The sequence below is a fragment of the Paenisporosarcina macmurdoensis genome (genome assembly GCF_042658845.1).
GTDB lineage: Bacteria > Bacillota > Bacilli > Bacillales_A > Planococcaceae > Paenisporosarcina > Paenisporosarcina macmurdoensis.
On sequence record NZ_JBHSRI010000012.1, the window covers coordinates 1 to 15916 of the forward strand.

At 37.8% G+C, this 15916-nt stretch carries 12 protein-coding genes and 1 rRNA gene; 11 read left to right on the forward strand and 2 right to left on the reverse strand.

The genetic code is table 11. The features are described 5' to 3' along the window. A 5S ribosomal RNA gene (rrf, locus tag ACFPYN_RS09305) occupies window positions 1-86 on the forward strand; the annotation flags it as partial. A 479-nt stretch (window positions 87-565) separates the two neighbouring features. Here the strand turns inward: rrf and ACFPYN_RS09310 are convergent. Next, a complete protein-coding gene (locus tag ACFPYN_RS09310; protein ID WP_377733741.1) occupies window positions 566-1015 on the reverse strand; it encodes an immunoglobulin-like domain-containing protein in 450 nt (149 codons plus the stop codon). Between the two features lie 236 nt (window positions 1016-1251). Between ACFPYN_RS09310 and ACFPYN_RS09315 the strand changes: the two genes are divergently transcribed. The 3 genes from ACFPYN_RS09315 (at window position 1252) to ACFPYN_RS09325 (ending at window position 4798) form a co-directional block, all read left to right on the forward strand. Continuing rightward, window positions 1252-1728, forward strand: coding sequence for a glutathione peroxidase (locus ACFPYN_RS09315; protein WP_377733742.1), 477 nt, complete (start codon window positions 1252-1254; stop codon window positions 1726-1728). A gap of 106 nt (window positions 1729-1834) precedes the next feature. Further along, window positions 1835-3298: an IMP dehydrogenase gene (guaB, locus tag ACFPYN_RS09320; protein WP_377733743.1), complete on the forward strand. Its 1464-nt coding sequence runs from the start codon at window positions 1835-1837 to the stop codon at window positions 3296-3298. A 141-nt stretch (window positions 3299-3439) separates the two neighbouring features. Next, window positions 3440-4798: a serine hydrolase gene (locus ACFPYN_RS09325; RefSeq protein ID WP_377733744.1), complete on the forward strand. Its 1359-nt coding sequence runs from the start codon at window positions 3440-3442 to the stop codon at window positions 4796-4798. Window positions 4799-4830: 32 nt separating this feature from the next. Here the strand turns inward: ACFPYN_RS09325 and pdxR are convergent, their stop codons facing one another. After that, window positions 4831-6240 (reverse strand): MocR-like pyridoxine biosynthesis transcription factor PdxR, encoded by a 1410-nt coding sequence (gene pdxR / locus ACFPYN_RS09330; protein ID WP_377733745.1) that lies wholly within the window; start codon window positions 6238-6240, stop codon window positions 4831-4833. A 105-nt stretch (window positions 6241-6345) separates the two neighbouring features. Here pdxR and pdxS point away from each other — a divergent pair, with 105 nt between their 5' ends. The 7 genes from pdxS (at window position 6346) to pelG (ending at window position 15903) form a co-directional block, all read left to right on the forward strand. Further along, window positions 6346-7236 (forward strand): pyridoxal 5'-phosphate synthase lyase subunit PdxS, encoded by an 891-nt coding sequence (pdxS, locus tag ACFPYN_RS09335; protein ID WP_377733746.1) that lies wholly within the window; start codon window positions 6346-6348, stop codon window positions 7234-7236. Window position 7237: 1 nt separating this feature from the next. After that, on the forward strand, window positions 7238-7825 hold the full coding sequence (gene pdxT, locus ACFPYN_RS09340; RefSeq protein ID WP_377733747.1) for a pyridoxal 5'-phosphate synthase glutaminase subunit PdxT: 588 nt from the start codon (window positions 7238-7240) through the stop codon (window positions 7823-7825). A gap of 482 nt (window positions 7826-8307) precedes the next feature. Continuing rightward, window positions 8308-10470, forward strand: a complete 2163-nt coding sequence (locus ACFPYN_RS09345) for an NAD-dependent epimerase/dehydratase family protein (protein ID WP_377733748.1) — start codon at window positions 8308-8310, stop codon at window positions 10468-10470. Continuing rightward, a complete protein-coding gene (locus ACFPYN_RS09350; RefSeq protein ID WP_377733749.1) occupies window positions 10460-11356 on the forward strand; it encodes a hypothetical protein in 897 nt (298 codons plus the stop codon). Before ACFPYN_RS09345 ends, ACFPYN_RS09350 begins: the two co-directional genes overlap by 11 nt. Then, window positions 11340-13058 carry a DUF2194 domain-containing protein gene (locus ACFPYN_RS09355; protein ID WP_377733750.1) on the forward strand — a complete coding sequence of 573 codons (1719 nt, stop codon included), beginning with the start codon at window positions 11340-11342 and terminating at the stop codon, window positions 13056-13058. The genes ACFPYN_RS09350 and ACFPYN_RS09355 overlap by 17 nt, the downstream gene beginning before the upstream one ends. 2 nt (window positions 13059-13060) lie before the next feature. Then, window positions 13061-14491, forward strand: a complete 1431-nt coding sequence (pelF, locus tag ACFPYN_RS09360; RefSeq protein WP_377733752.1) for a GT4 family glycosyltransferase PelF — start codon at window positions 13061-13063, stop codon at window positions 14489-14491. After that, the gene (pelG, locus tag ACFPYN_RS09365) at window positions 14467-15903 is read left to right on the forward strand and encodes an exopolysaccharide Pel transporter PelG (RefSeq protein ID WP_377733753.1); all 1437 of its coding nucleotides are present in this window, start codon (window positions 14467-14469) and stop codon (window positions 15901-15903) included. The genes pelF and pelG overlap by 25 nt, the downstream gene beginning before the upstream one ends. Window positions 15904-15916 lie beyond the last annotated feature (13 nt).

Genomic DNA, 15916 nt, shown 5'->3' on the forward strand with positions numbered 1-15916 from the left:
GTTCCCATACCGAACACGGAAGTTAAGCTCTTTAGCGCCAATGGTAGTTGGGGGTCTCCCCCTGCAAGAGTAGGACGTCGCTAGGCAAATAGAAAACCGATACCTGTTAAAGGGTATCGGTTTTTTTGTGTCTTTTTTTATTTCATAGTGAAGTTGAAGAAAAACTTTCACTCTTTATTAATCTAGATATTGATTAACAGATCGTCTTGCCACTAAAAAATCTTAATCACCATACAACGATATGAATAGTTTCATCACTAAACAGCAGCGTAGCGAAAACCAAACCAAACCAAACAAAATGGCCCTCCTCGAACAGACCCTCGAGGAGATTTTTTGTGGGAAAATATGGGTAAATCGGAATAAATCATGGTTCAAGCCGATTAAATGGGTCGTGAAGCGGAGTAAATAATATCATTCAAGAAGGAGATTGGCACGCTTTTATAAAAGAACGTGGACCTAAAACTTAATCTTCAATATTTAATTTTTTTGTGCAATTAGGATTATATATTGTTTTTGCTTATTATTTATAGCTATTAATCTATCAGAAAATACGTAGTAACATTCTTCACTTTACCAATTCGAAAGGAATTCCTAGAATAATTTTATTTTTATCGTTATAAAATGTTAGGGTTATACGATATTTTCCAGGAGGTAGTTTTTCTTTTAAAATACTTAGCGAAAAGCTTTCTTTCTTTTTTGAATTACTATTTATTCCCTGTTCAATAGCATTAACAGCAAGATCTTTTTTGTACGATATTTTATCCCACTTTCCATCAATATTTTTTTCAATAGAAGGTAATAAACCGTAATTAAAGCTGCTATTATTATTATTTTCCATGATGATAACGATTTCGTCAGCAGAAACTGGATATTGCGTCTTTTCTGTTTTTATCGAAATCCCTTCGTTTGAATTTGGAACTGCTTCAGACGCGTTGTCTTTGTCAGTTTTTTGCTGACACCCTAATAAACCAATTAACAAAAAAATAACAGTGAGAGTCAAACTAATTTTCGCCAAACTAAACACCACCTTATGTAAAGTTAGACGAACTATTTCAATTTTCGATACATGTATATCCAAATAACAGAACTTAATCATGTTACCTGGGGGCAGTATTCCCTTATGCTCTTTCTTTCAATAAACGCTAGTATCAATATGCTTTTTGGGGGTGAAATCAATCCAATTACTTGTACATTTCAATGAAACTCGCTATGTTAAAGTTATAGATTGCAAAAAGAAGGGAAGTTATTCTGATGAGTAAAATTTATGATTTCGCTGCAACAAAAGCAAATGGTGAAGAAGTTTCATTAAGTACATATAAAGAGCATCCGATGATTATTGTAAATACGGCTAGTAAATGTGGCTTCGTCAATCAGTTTCAAGAGTTACAGGAATTGCATGAAGAATACAAAGATCAAGGACTTGTCGTTTTAGGGTTTCCTTGTGGGCAGTTCAGTGATCAAGAGTTTAATGATATGAATGAAACCATGGAATTTTGCCAATTGAATTATGGGGTATCTTTTCAAATGTTTGAAAAGGTCGATGTAAAAGGGGATAATGCTCATCCTTTATTCCAATTCTTAGTCTCTCAGAAAAAAGGTCTTTTAACTGAAGATATTAAGTGGAACTTCACGAAGTTTTTAGTTGATCCTGATGGGAATGTTGTGAAACGCTATGCGCCTCAGTCGTCTCCTAAAAAAATTGAAGATGATTTGTTGAAATATATTTAAGGAAAAATCCGAATAGTCTTTCTTCTCCTCTGCTCCTTGACAGTCCTTGTAGCCGCTGATAACCTTATCAATAATATTCATGAGGACATAGGAGGAATTAGAGATTATGTGGGAATCAAAATTTGTCAAAGAAGGCTTAACGTTTGATGATGTATTACTTGTACCAGCGAAGTCTGATATATTACCGAAAGATGTAAGTTTATCTGTGCAGTTGACGTCAAAGGTTAAGTTAAATATTCCGATAATAAGTGCAGGAATGGATACTGTAACAGAATCTTCTATGGCGATTTCGATGGCTCGTCAAGGCGGTCTTGGTGTAATTCATAAAAACATGAGCATTGAAGAACAAGCTGAACAAGTCCTTACTGTAAAACGTTCTGAAAATGGCGTTATTACTGATCCATTTTACCTTACTCCTACTCATCAAGTATACGATGCAGAACATCTAATGGGGAAATATCGTATTTCAGGTGTACCGATCGTTAATAATAAAGAAGAATTAAAGTTGGTCGGGATTATTACAAACCGTGACCTTCGTTTTATTCAAGATTATTCACTAGCAATTGAGGATGTTATGACTAAAGAAGAATTAGTTACTGCTTCAGTTGGGACAACTCTTGCAGATGCGGAGAAAATTTTGCAACAATATAAAATTGAAAAACTTCCGATTGTCGATGAAAACGGTGTACTAAAAGGATTAATTACGATTAAAGATATTGAAAAAGTAATTGAGTTCCCAAATGCTGCGAAAGATCATCATGGTCGTTTGTTAGTGGGTGCTGCCGTTGGTGTTACTTCTGATACGATGAAACGTGTTGAGCATCTTGTAAAGGCGCACGTAGACGTAATTGTAATTGATACTGCTCACGGTCATTCACAAGGCGTGCTTGATACTGTGAGTCAGATTCGCAAAGTCTATCCAGACTTGGATATCATTGCAGGGAATGTGGCAACTGCTGAAGGTACAGCAGCACTATTTAACGCAGGTGTTGATGTAGTGAAAGTGGGCATTGGTCCAGGGTCGATTTGTACGACACGTGTAGTTGCAGGTGTTGGAGTTCCACAAATTACTGCTATCTACGATTGTGCGACGGAAGCACGTAAACATGGTAAAACGATTATCGCAGACGGTGGAATTAAGTATTCTGGAGATATCGTAAAAGCATTAGCCGCAGGAGGACATGTAGTCATGCTAGGCAGTTTATTAGCAGGAACTTCAGAAAGTCCTGGAGATACAGAAATCTTCCAAGGCCGTCGATTTAAAGTGTACCGTGGTATGGGATCAATCGGTGCGATGGAAAAAGGTTCGAAAGATCGATACTTCCAAGACGATGCGAAAAAATTAGTTCCAGAAGGTATTGAAGGTCGTCTTCCTTATAAAGGACCACTTTCAGATACAATTCACCAACTTTTGGGTGGTATTCGTGCAGGCATGGGATACTGTGGTACGAAAGATTTACAAATTCTTCGTGAGAATTCACAGTTCATCCGTATGACTGGTGCAGGACTTCGTGAGAGTCATCCACACGATGTTCAAATTACAAAAGAATCACCAAACTACTCAATTTAATGAAAAACCGAAACTTTAGCACCTATTCTGCGTCTTTTTCTTAGGCAGAATGGGTGCTTTTTTCTTAGAGCGTCCCGAATTTCTGTTTTTTATGATAAAATAAGCAAGGGAAATTAAAAAGAGAATGGCGGAGGTTCTAGAGTGAAGAGTGCATGGAATAAGGCGCTAGTGCGCTGGTTACTCCTTCCGGTTCTGATGGTAAGCATGGTTGTTACACAACCAGTTTCTACAGAAGCTGAAGCGAGTTTAAATTTATTAGTTGATGGTGCGATATTAATTGACGCGGATACAGGAAAAATTTTATATGAAAAGAATGCAGATACAGCTTTAGGAATAGCAAGTATGACAAAAATGATGACAGAGTATTTGTTGTTTGAAGCAATTGAAAAAGGACAAGTTACATGGGATCAACAATACTCAGTAACAGATTACACGTACAAAATATCACAAGATCGTCGTTTAAGTAACGTACCACTTCGTCAAGATGGTTCTTATAGCATACAAGAGTTGTATGAAGCTATGGCGATATACTCTGCTAATGCTGCAACAATAGCGATTGCTGAAACTATTGCTGGAACAGAGTCTGAGTTTGTGAATATGATGAACAAAAAAGCAGAAGAATTAGGATTAGTTGATTATAAATTTGTGAATTCAACTGGTTTAAATAATGCTGATTTACAAGGTATGCATCCTCAAGGTACCGAGGCAAAAGATGAAAATGTAATGCCGGCAAAATCAGTTGCGAAATTGGCTTTCCAATTAATGAAAGACTACCCACAAGTGCTTGAAACGACAAGTATCCCTTCTAAAATATTCCGTGAGGGCACAGCAGATGCAATTAAAATGGATAACTGGAACTTCATGCTTCCGGAACTTGTTTATGCATATAAAGGTGCTAAAGTGGATGGATTAAAAACTGGAACAACAGATTTCGCAGGTCATTGTTTCACTGGAACAGCTGAAAAGGATGGTCTTCGTGTGATTGCTGTCGTTATGAAGGCTGTTGATAGCGAAGGTGATGGATCATATAAGGCACGTTTTGATGCAACAGCTGCGTTATTCAATTATGGTTTTGCCCAATTTGCAAAAGCAGAAATTGTACCAGGTGGATACGAATTTAAAGAACAAAAAGATATTACTGTAATTAAAGGTAAAGAAGATAAAGTCGGCATTACTGTAAAAGAGCCGATTGAAATGGTGATTAAAACTAGTGAAAAAGAGTTATATACTCCTAAATTAGTGTTAGATGAGAAAAAAGTAAAAGATGGCTCTTTAGAAGCTGCTATAAAAAAAGATGAAGTGGTTGGTCATGTAGAACTTGTTAAGTCTGAAGGAACAGATTATGGATACATTAATGGCACTCAAAAATCATCTGAAGTGGTGACGACTGAAGCTGTTGAACGTGCAAATTGGTTTTCCCTTGGCTTACAAGCAGTAGGACATTTCTTTGGAAATATCTGGAGTGGCGCAACTGATTTTGTCGGTGGTCTATTTAAATAAAATAAAAACCGTAATTTCTTCAATTGAAGAAATTACGGTTTTTTAATAGTCCAAGCTTTCATTAAAGCTTTCACAGCCGGTTCTATCGCTGCTTCTACGAACCCACCAAAGCCAATTAACACTTGAGGTTTACTATAAATATTTTCAGTTGATTGGTGATACTCAGATAAGGCGTATACTCGAATGTCGGCCTGTTTTGCCAGCTCAACTAACTGAAGGTCAGTCAATTGACTATCTACTGTCAAAACAATGTGCATGCCTGCTTGTTCACCTGATATAAGAACAGTTGGTTTATAGTCATCTAAAGCACGCGTTAATTTTTCGAGTTTTTTTCGATATAACTTCCGCATACGATTTAAATGTTTAGAAAAATGCCCATCTTGCATAAACTGTGCAAGTACATGTTGATCGAGTCTTGGAACTGTCGAAGAGTAGTAAGGGAATGTACGGCGATATGCTTGTAATAAGTGTTTCGGTAATACAAAGTAGGCGATGCGTAAGGAAGGCATCAATGATTTAGAAAACGTACTAATATAGATGACGCGCTCACGTTGATCCATTCCTTGGAGGGAGGGAATCGGTCTACCCACGTAGCGAAACTCACTGTCATAGTCATCTTCAATGATATAGCGTCCTTCTTTATTAGATGCCCAGTTCAGCAATTGTACTCGTCTAGATGCTGATAAAATAGCACCTGTAGGGAACTGGTGTGAGGGGGTTACATAGGCAACTGTTGCTGGCTGATTTTCAAGTTCAGACACTTTCATCCCTTCTTCATCCACGGAGACAGCTACGATTTTTCTATCGTTATTGGCAAATATATGATGGGTCATCGGATAGCCAGGATTTTCAATCGCAAATATGGCTTGTTTACCGAGAAGATGAATAAGCAGCGGCATTAACTGTTCAGTTCCTGATCCAATCACTACTTGTTGTGCCGTACAAATAACACCGCGAGATGAGTAAAGATAACTAGCTATTTCTTGTCTTAATTCTACATCTCCTTGAGGATGGCCAAGCAACAATAAATCTCGTGACGTTTCATCCAGTACCTCTTTCGCATACTTTCGCCATTGGTTAAATGGGAAGGCAGTAGTATCGATTCGACCAGAGTTGAAATCAATGTTGTAGTTGCGCTTTACGGATTCGGTTTGTATAAGTTCATCACGTGCCTCTTCCACATAAGCAAGTTCTTCTACTTGTTCAACGTAATATCCACTTCGAGCGACTGCAGTAATAAAGCCTTCAGCAACAAGTTGACCGTACGCTAGTTCTATCGTTGTTTGACTAATGGTTAGAAATTCAGCTAGCTTTCGTTTAGAAGGTAACTTTGTACCAACAGCTAAGTCACCACGAATTATACGTTCTTTCATTTCGCGATAAAGTTGTTCATAAAGGGGCGTTGAAGAAGATTTATCAATCTGACTTAACCACATGTTCATTGTAATGCTCCTAACTGACCTTATCAAATAGTGATAAACTGACACTTTTAATATGGTCATACTGAATTATACTAATAATCATAGTTGAAATGGAGGCTACATACAATGACTCAACAATTTACAGGTACGGATCGTGTGAAACGTGGTATGGCAGAAATGCAAAAAGGTGGCGTCATTATGGACGTTATCAATGCAGAACAAGCTCGTATTGCTGAAGCAGCAGGAGCAGTCGCAGTAATGGCTTTGGAACGTGTACCATCTGACATTCGTGCAGCTGGTGGAGTAGCTCGTATGGCTGATCCACGTATTACAGAAGAAGTAATGAATGCCGTAACAATTCCAGTTATGGCGAAAGCACGTATTGGTCATATTTCTGAAGCTAGAATGTTAGAAGCAATGGGCGTTGACTATATTGATGAATCTGAAGTATTAACACCGGCAGATGAAGAGTACCATTTAATTAAGAGTAATTTCACAGTTCCTTTTGTATGTGGGAATAAAGATTTAGGAGAAGCAGCTCGTCGAATTGGTGAAGGTGCTTCAATGCTTCGTACAAAAGGTGAACCTGGTACAGGGAACGTTGTAGAAGCAGTAAGACATTTACGTAAATTACATGCTCAAGTCCGTAAAATTATTCATATGAATGATGATGAATTAATGACAGAAGCGAAAATTTTAGGCGCACCTTACCATGTGTTACTAGAAATTAAACACTTAGGGAGACTTCCAGTCGTAAACTTTGCTGCAGGTGGAATAGCAACTCCAGCAGATGCAGCATTAATGATGGAACTTGGAGCAGATGGCGTGTTCGTGGGATCTGGTATCTTTAAATCGGATAATCCAGCAAAATTTGCACGGGCAATTGTTGAAGCTACAACACATTATCAAGATTATAAATTACTTGTTGAAATTTCAAAGGACCTTGGCGTTCCGATGAAGGGTATTGAAATTTCTCGTTTAGAAGCGAAAGATCGTATGCAGGATCGAGTATTATAAGATGGTGAAAATAGGCGTACTAGCTTTACAAGGAGCTGTTCGGGAACACATCAAGTCGATTGAGGCGAGCGGAGCACAAGCAGTTGTTGTTAAACACGCGGAAGATTTGGCTGGAATTGATGGTCTAATTTTACCGGGTGGTGAAAGCACGACGATGCGCCGCCTTATTGATTTATATGGGATGATGGAGCCTTTACGTGCATATGCAAAAGCGGGACATCCGATGTTTGGTACCTGCGCAGGACTTATATTGCTTGCTGAATCACTAGTGGGCTATGATCAATCTCATATTGGTGTAATGGACGTGACGGTTGAACGAAACTCATTTGGTCGTCAAGTCGATAGTTTCGAAGCTCATCTTTCAATCAAAGGTGTAGCAGAAGATTTTCCCGCTGTTTTTATACGTGCCCCTCATATCACTGAGGTAGGCTCAAAAACTGATATTCTTTGTGAACATAATGGGCGAATTGTGATGGCGCAACAAGGTCAATACCTTGGGTGCTCATTTCATCCAGAGTTAACAGATGATCATCGGATAACAGCTTACTTTGTTCACCAAGTTGAAAACTTTATCAATCAAACAGCGTAATAACATGGAGCTTGCCATTGTGCAGGCTTTTTCTTTTGTCCAAATTCCTAGCTTGTCGAAATTTGTAGAGTTTATTGATGAATACTATCTAATTATTACGAATATTGTATAATTATAGTCATTAATACCTATTTAATTTTAGGCAATAGAGGAATATAATATCAATTAATATATATATATAGACGAAAGGTCTACTTTAAATTGAAATAATTAGGTTAAAAGTAATATCTATTAATGCGTTGTTTTTATAAAAAATTAACCTAAGGAGTGGTTAATGGCTTTTACAAGTACAGAAATGGAATTTATTACTTTCGATACCTGCTAGTCTGTTTCATTTTAAAATTTGAAACATAACTTGTCGCTTCCAGTCACGGGTTTTTGGGTTTTGCTACCTGAATTAACTACGAGATAAGGGAGTGGCAAGTTTTTTTATTACATGGGTTCTTCTCGAAAATAAAATGACGTTCAGGAGGTGCTTTTTTATGAATATTTTAGTTACAGGTGGCTATGGATTCATTGGTTCATTTATTGCGGAACGGTTTTATAAAGAAAATCATTCTATTTTCATTCTTGATAATCTGTCCTCCGGCAAAAAGGGGCATGTAGACTTTAAACACAAATCGATTATAGCCAATATTGAAGATGAGCAGTGTGAACAATTTTTTAAATCTCACTCATTTGACGTGGTGATTCATTGTGCGGCGCAGACACATGTGCAACAGTCCATTGATCAGCCCCTTGTCGATTCGTCAACCAATATTCTCGGGCTCATCAATATGCTTAATCTATCTAAGAAATATGGAGTGAAGAAATTTGTTTTTTCATCATCAGCTGCAATTTACGGCAATAATCTTAACTTACCGTTGAAAGAAGTTGAAGAAGCAAAACCGATATCTCCATATGGCATGAATAAAATGATTGGAGAGACATATTGCGAAAAGTGGGGAGAAATGTATGGTTTATCGTCGTTGATTTTTCGTTTTTCAAATGTCTATGGTCCGCGTCAAGATCGCAGTGAAGAAAGTGGAGTCATTGCCATTTTCACAAATCACATGATTGTTAATCAACCGTTAATCATATATGGAGATGGCGAGCAAACGCGAGATTTCATATATGTTGGAGATGTAGCTGAAGCAATTTACCGTGGGGTCATAAGTAATCTATCTGGTACTTATAATTTATCGTCGAACACGGAAACGAGCATTAATTCGCTCATTGACATACTTTCTGAATTTCATTCGACACCTGAAATAAAGCGAATGGCTAGTAGGTCGAGTGATATTTTGCAGTCAAGACTGGATAATACGGCGATTAAATCCGATTTAGACTGGGTACCAAAATATACACTTCATGAAGGCATAAATAAAACGCTTTCTTACTATGAAAATCATTTATTTGAACCTATTGAAGAAGGAACGGTTAAACCTGATACAGGTAAAAGTCCATTGTTAGCTTTTTTTGAGAACATGGTATTGTTTCTCATTTTCCTTGCTGCCACCTCATTTTTAAGTCCTGTAGTTGAGACAGTGGATATTTGGCTCATTTATATTTTATTGGCTGCATTATTATTTGGCAAAATGCAGACCATTATTGCTTCCATCTTAGCAATTGGTGTGAATGTCTTTGTATTGGCGTCACAGGGGCGTGAATGGACCTCTCTTTTGGTAGATAACTCAGTCTTGGCAACCTTTACGATTTATTTGCTCGTGGGATTAGTTGTCAGTTACGTTGTAGACCGACGGAAGATTGAATCCCAATTCACACAAGATGAACTGGAGTCGTCACAATCGAAGTATCAGTTTTTATCTACTATTTATGAAGATACTCGTGTGATAAAAGAACAACTTCACGAACAAATTTTGCGTTCAGAAGATGGCATTGGAAAGGTTTATCAAGCAACAAAAGAATTGGAAAGTCTTGAACCAGAAGCATTGTTCAAAGGAGCCATTCGTGTATTGGAGCAGACGTTGAACGCACGTCAAGTTGTAATTTATTTGGTAAATCCAAATGGCTATTTACGTCTTGCAGCTAAATCTGGAGATGAGGGGTTCTATCCAGGGTCGTCCATTAGAATTCCTTCTGATTCTTTAATAGAACAGGCCATTACGAGCAAGCAAATCAAATACAATGTAGGGCTTCATTTAAATGAACCACTGTTTGTATCACCGATTGTGCAAAATGGAAATACAGTGGCTGTGATTGTTTGCTATCAGGTAGAATTTGATCGAATCACATTGTCTTACAGAAATCTTGTCGATGTTGTCAGCCGTTTGATTAGCGCTTCGCTTGGACAAGCCTATGATTATGTGAATGAAATTAGTCATGAACGATATGTAGAAGGTACAACCGCTTTAAAACCTGTTTATTTCCAACGAATTCTAGACAATAAAAGAAAGTCGTTCAGTGAATTGCACATTCCTTTTGTGAAGTTGGAAGTTTTATCAAATGCCTATACACCGGATATGCTTCGTCAAATTGGAGCTTTGTTACGAACAAATGATTATTTAGGATTTGACGATAAAGATCAACTGTATATTTTACTTTCTAATGCTAAAAGAAATGATGCTCACTTTGTAATGGAACGTCTTCAAAGTAAGGGACTAATGACAAAACCGGATGAGGAGAATGTGCTCTATGGTACTTAATATTGTACTAACTTACTATCTGTTGTCTCTGATTTATGTAATCGTTCTTGTCGTTTTACGAAAAAGAGGGGTTGGACTTCAAGCGATGATTCTGATTGCCTGTCCATTTCTTAGCTTGCTTATACTATACGCAATGTCGAAAAAGCCAAATCGAAATGGTGAACTGCCCGATTGGTTGCTGAGAAGGGAACAATATGAAGATTTTGCTCTTCGTTCTCCAGATATTGATAAGGAAATCAATATTGTCCCTTTTGACGATGCCTTAATGCTAAACGATAACAAAACAAAACGAAAAATGTTGATGGATTTATTAAAAGGTGAATTTATGCAACATGTGGATGCACTGGAACACGCCTTGCAAAACGAAGATTCAGAGACATCCCATTATGCAGCGACTGCGGTTCAAAAAGCTAAAAGTGATTTACTTAAAAACATGAGGAGTATTGAATTGAATTTGGCGAAGAAAGAAGTGGATTATGATTTACTTGCTTCGTATAGAGACGTCTTGGATCAATATATCAAAATCGAATTTTTGGATAAGTATAATCAAAAAAAATATGCCTATACGTATCTTCACACACTCGATCAACTGATTCAATTGTCTCCAAAACGGGATGCTGGCAATTATCAAAATAAAATTCGTGTAGCACTTACTCTTGGCGAACATGGTAAAGCAGCCGACGCAGCCACTCAATTTTTAGCTACTTTTCCAAATGATGAAAACGCATATTTTAGCGCTATGAGTGTTCATTATAAAATGTACAATGAACCTGATTTTAAACAAGTACTGAACCGACTGACGTCATCCGGTATTCGCCTCTCACCCAATAGACTAAATCAGCTACGGTTCTGGATTCAGGGTGATCCAAATGAACAGCAAATTTAATATAGAAAAAAACATTTATTTTATGGCTATCTTCATTGCGCTTATTGGTTTATTTCTTATCGTGATTCGCTCAGACCGTTTTCTTGAATTTCGTTACTTTACTGATTCTGCAAATGCACAAGTATTGTCACAATCGACGGAGAAGCTTAATGAATTATATGAACGTCCCTCTTTTTTAATGTTGGTACACGAAGATGATCAAAGTCTGGCTACCTCGATAAAAGGAATGTTAGAGCGATTAGATAAGGAAGTGATTGAGCAATCCATTGAAGAACCACTTTCTCTAACGGCCAACTATAACGGAATAATCATTGCTACTGAAAATTTAGATGCTCTACCAGATAAAGAGTTGCTCATCGAGTATGCGACTTCAGGAGGATCTATCTTTTTTGCGACACGCCCTTCACCGGGTCCGTCACTGTCGTCGTTATATCAGCAACTGGGCATTGTGGAAATAGGTAATTTTATTGAGAATAATGGAATTGAATTAAGTCACTCTTTTTTTGATTCTTCTTTTAGTCAATCCTTTCTGTCACAGCAAATTCGAAATTCTTCACTGGCAGTTAGACTGGATGTTAAGACTCGGCTGTATGCAAATGCTTCTGATGGAACACCCCTTTTATGGACAGTGCCTCTTGGAAGCGGGAAAATTATCGTTTTCAATGGGTCCATGTTTTCAAATTCTGCACAAGGCGCATTATTTATAAAAGGTGTTCAGTTGATGTTGCCAACTTTTATTTACCCAGTAATGAATGCTAAAGTGACCGCACTTGAAGGGTTTCCATTCCCAATAGCCTCAGGTCGTCATGAAGACGGGGTAACGAATGAAGAGTATTATCGACAAAATTTTTGGCCCAATATGGAGCGTCTTGAAGCTAAGTATGATTTAAATTACACCGCTTCCTATGTCGCTACATTTGAAGATGATGTCATTGATTTTAATTCAAACGATTTGTCATCGTCTCAAGAAAATACGGATTTTTATGGTCGTGAACTAATCCGTATGGGTGGTGAGCTTGCTATCCAAGGCTATAATCATTTTCCTATTAATAGACTAGCTGAGGAAGAAATCCTTAGTCAGATGCAAAATGTTGCACAGCGCATCAATCATGCTCTTCCAAATTATCAAGTGCAGTCCTATATTCCAGTGAAACAAAGCACCCCACTTGATCCAGTGCCTACAATGCAACTGGTTTTGCCAGAGCTACAAGCAGTTCTAGTAAATGTAGATCATCCAACCATGCAGGTTGACGGGGTGGCAGTGTTGCCAAAAACAATGAGCGGATTTACATCTACTGAATTTACGGATTGGCTAGTATTTAATCAAGTAGCAATATCAGGTTATTTCTCACAATCAATCATGCCACAAAGTTTTCTAACAAACACCTCACTGGAAGCGGACATGCAAGATTTTGGAGCTTTTCAAAAACAACTTAAAAAAGATGTTCCTTGGTTGCGTGGAATGACCTTGTCTTCCGCTGCTGAAACCGTTAAACACTATACATTTAGCCATATTTACGAAGAACCTACAGAAAACGGTATTACATTTCACTTGGATAGTTTGTCACAGCCAAGTTATTTTTACTTTTCAACCGAACGTTCCATTACAGATACTAAAAATTGCGAAATCCAAAAAATAGGTGAGGACTTATATTTGGTAGAAGTAAACGATTTAACATTTGAAATCGGATTGGATGGATGATGATGAGAATATGCTTACTTGCAGAAGGTGCGTATCCATATGTAACTGGTGGTGTATCAAGTTGGATTCAATCATTGATGACTCAAATGCCCGAACATGAATTTATCATTTTCTCAATTTCGGCCAAAGATCATCAAGGCGCTGTCAAATACCCTGCGCCATCCAATTTACTCGAAGTAAGGGACATACAACTAGGGACATTTTTAACAGACAAAATTATTCCTGGAAAACGCTACACTATATCGGAAGAAGAGAAGGAAGCATTTTTATCGGTTATTGGTGGCGGGAAAGAAACGAACTGGCCATTGTTGTTTGATTTAATTGTGAGTGATCGAATCGACTCCATTTTAAACTTTTTAGCCAGTAAAGACTTTTTTGATATTGTTCAGACTTTGTGTAGGGAACGTTTCGTCCATGTACCGTTTACAGATATGTTTTGGGCGATTCGTTCAATGGTACTGCCACTCTTCTTATGTATTGATCAAAAAATGCCGGAAGCTGATTTATACCACAGTGTGTCGACGGGGTATGCCGGGGTACTTGGAGCACTCGGAAAACACCAGTACAATAAACCATTTCTTTTAACTGAACATGGAATTTATACACGTGAACGGGAAGAAGAAATTATTAAGGCTAGCTGGATTAAAGGGTATTTCAAAGACATTTGGATTGATTACTTTTATAACTTATCAAATTGTGCCTATGAGTATGCGGATGAAGTAACATCTCTCTTTGAGCGTAGCCGAGAAATTCAAGTTGAGATTGGGTGTGCACGAGAGAAAACATCTGTTATTCCAAATGGCATAGATGTCAACCGCTTCAAGCCTGAAAATCGCTCTCGGAAACTCGGTATTCATATTGGAGCAGTCGTACGTGTTGTCCCTATTAAAGATATCAAAACGATGCTTCAAAGCTTTGCACTCGTTCAGGAAGCCTTGCCAAGTGCTCAATTTTATATGATTGGTCCCTATGATGAGGATGAAGAATACTATTCGGAGTGTTTGGAATTAGTGGAGAGTCTTCACTTGAAAAACATAGTCTTTACAGGCGAAGCCAATGTGATGGATTATCTATCCTTCCTGGACGTCCTTGTTCTATCGAGTATTAGTGAAGGCCAGCCCCTGGTAATTCTGGAAGGGTTAGCGATGGGCATTCCTTATGTTACGACCGACGTAGGAAGTTGTTCGGAGTTGATCATGGGTCCAAACGATGCTTTTGGTCTAGCAGGCAGTGTGGTCCCTGTAATGCATTTCCACCGTCTTGCCAAAGAAATCATTGCGCTTGCTCGTAATGAGAATCTGCGATTGGTTTACGGCGAAAACGGTCGGAAACGAGTGCAAGAACTTTATACGCTTCCATTGATGGTTAATCGTTATGAATCTCGCTATGAAAGGTGGGGACAAGCAGTATGGCAGGAATCGGTTTTCAATTAAAACCTCTGTATGAGCAATCTCATTTTTTGAGCCAGCTTAGAGCCTATGGGTATTCCGCAATTACGGCAGTAGGTCCTATGTTTTTAACGATCTTGCTAGTAATTGCTTGTCGCGAATGGCTGCTATATTTGGAAGCCCCTACAAATGAAATCAATGTATTTATGGCGGCCGTGCAATATGCGTTTATTTTCTCTCAAGTGTTAATTGGTGGATTTCTATTTGTTATTTCTCGTTATGTAGCGGATCAGGCATTTATGGAAAAAGAAGAGAATGTCTTGTCTTCTATGTATGGAACCATCGGAGTTACAGTTTTTGTCGGATTCATTGCGGCGGTCCTATTTTACTGGTCATCACCACTACCGTTTATCTTTAAATTACTCAGTTATTTATTTTTTACGGAATTAAGCATCATTTGGGTGTTATCTATGTATGTTTCGGCATTAAAAGATTATAAAAAAATCGTGAAAAGCTATTTATTTGGGACCATATTGGCTGCCTTCCTTATCTGGATGCTGACAACTGTGTTCAATCAAATGACAGCCAGTGCTGTTTTTATCAGTTTGACCATCGGATTCTTGGTCATCATCGTGCTACTGATGCGAAATATATTCCATTACTTTCAATTGAATAATAAACAATATTTTCACTTCTTGACGTACATTGAAAAATATCCTGCCTTATTTGCAATTGGCTTGTTTTATTATCTTGGCTTGTATGGTCATAATATGGCTGTTTGGATAGGAGACCGGGGGATTGTCGTGGCAGATACATTTATGATGGCGCCTTATTACGATACACCAGTCTTCTACGCATATTTAAGCATCTTGCCTGCGTTGATTTTATTTATGGTGACGGTGGAAACTACTTTTTATGCTGTCTATAAGAAGTATTACGGCCGCATTTTAAATGGCTTTCCGTTACAAGATATTGAAAGCGCAAAACAGGAAATGTACAGGGTGTTAAGACTAGAAATTCTATTTCTTGCTCAAGTACAGTTACTCGTAACGATTCTCTTTTTATTTGTGGGGGTTCGTTTTCTCCCAAGCTTAGGATTAACTCAAGATCAAATAGATATTTTTATGGTTGTCGTATTGGGTAGTTGGTTTTTAAGTTTGATGATTACCATTTTTCTGGTACTTCTCTATTTTAATGAAAAGAAAGCCGCTTTTCTTTTGACTGGTGTATATGCAGTGTTAAGTGTTTCATTGACTTTCCTTTTCATGAATTTTTTCAATCAGTATGGAGGAGGCATGTTCATAGCCGCCTTAATTTCATTAATTTTTGGCAGTCGATTGCTTGTATCAAGACTGAATGACTTGGATTATACAACATTTTGCTATCAGCCAATTGTTCAAAAGACTGCCATCACGAAAACAGAATGGCTACTTAAAAAAATCGGAAGCCTAGATTGATCGAATAAGGAGG

Bases quoted from the DNA above. Each gene is read 5' to 3' on its own strand.
- guaB (WP_377733743.1), top strand. From the start codon at position 1,835: ATGTGGGAATCAAAATTTGTCAAAGAAGGCTTAACGTTTGATGATGTA.
- pdxR (WP_377733745.1), bottom strand. From the start codon at position 6,240: ATGAACATGTGGTTAAGTCAGATTGATAAATCTTCTTCAACGCCCCTT.
- ACFPYN_RS09350 (WP_377733749.1), top strand. From the start codon at position 10,460: ATGGTACTTAATATTGTACTAACTTACTATCTGTTGTCTCTGATTTAT.
- pelG (WP_377733753.1), top strand. From the start codon at position 14,467: ATGGCAGGAATCGGTTTTCAATTAAAACCTCTGTATGAGCAATCTCAT.
- ACFPYN_RS09315 (WP_377733742.1), top strand. From the start codon at position 1,252: ATGAGTAAAATTTATGATTTCGCTGCAACAAAAGCAAATGGTGAAGAA.
- pdxS (WP_377733746.1), top strand. From the start codon at position 6,346: ATGACTCAACAATTTACAGGTACGGATCGTGTGAAACGTGGTATGGCA.
- pdxT (WP_377733747.1), top strand. From the start codon at position 7,238: ATGGTGAAAATAGGCGTACTAGCTTTACAAGGAGCTGTTCGGGAACAC.
- pelF (WP_377733752.1), top strand. From the start codon at position 13,061: ATGAGAATATGCTTACTTGCAGAAGGTGCGTATCCATATGTAACTGGT.
- ACFPYN_RS09345 (WP_377733748.1), top strand. From the start codon at position 8,308: ATGAATATTTTAGTTACAGGTGGCTATGGATTCATTGGTTCATTTATT.
- ACFPYN_RS09355 (WP_377733750.1), top strand. From the start codon at position 11,340: ATGAACAGCAAATTTAATATAGAAAAAAACATTTATTTTATGGCTATC.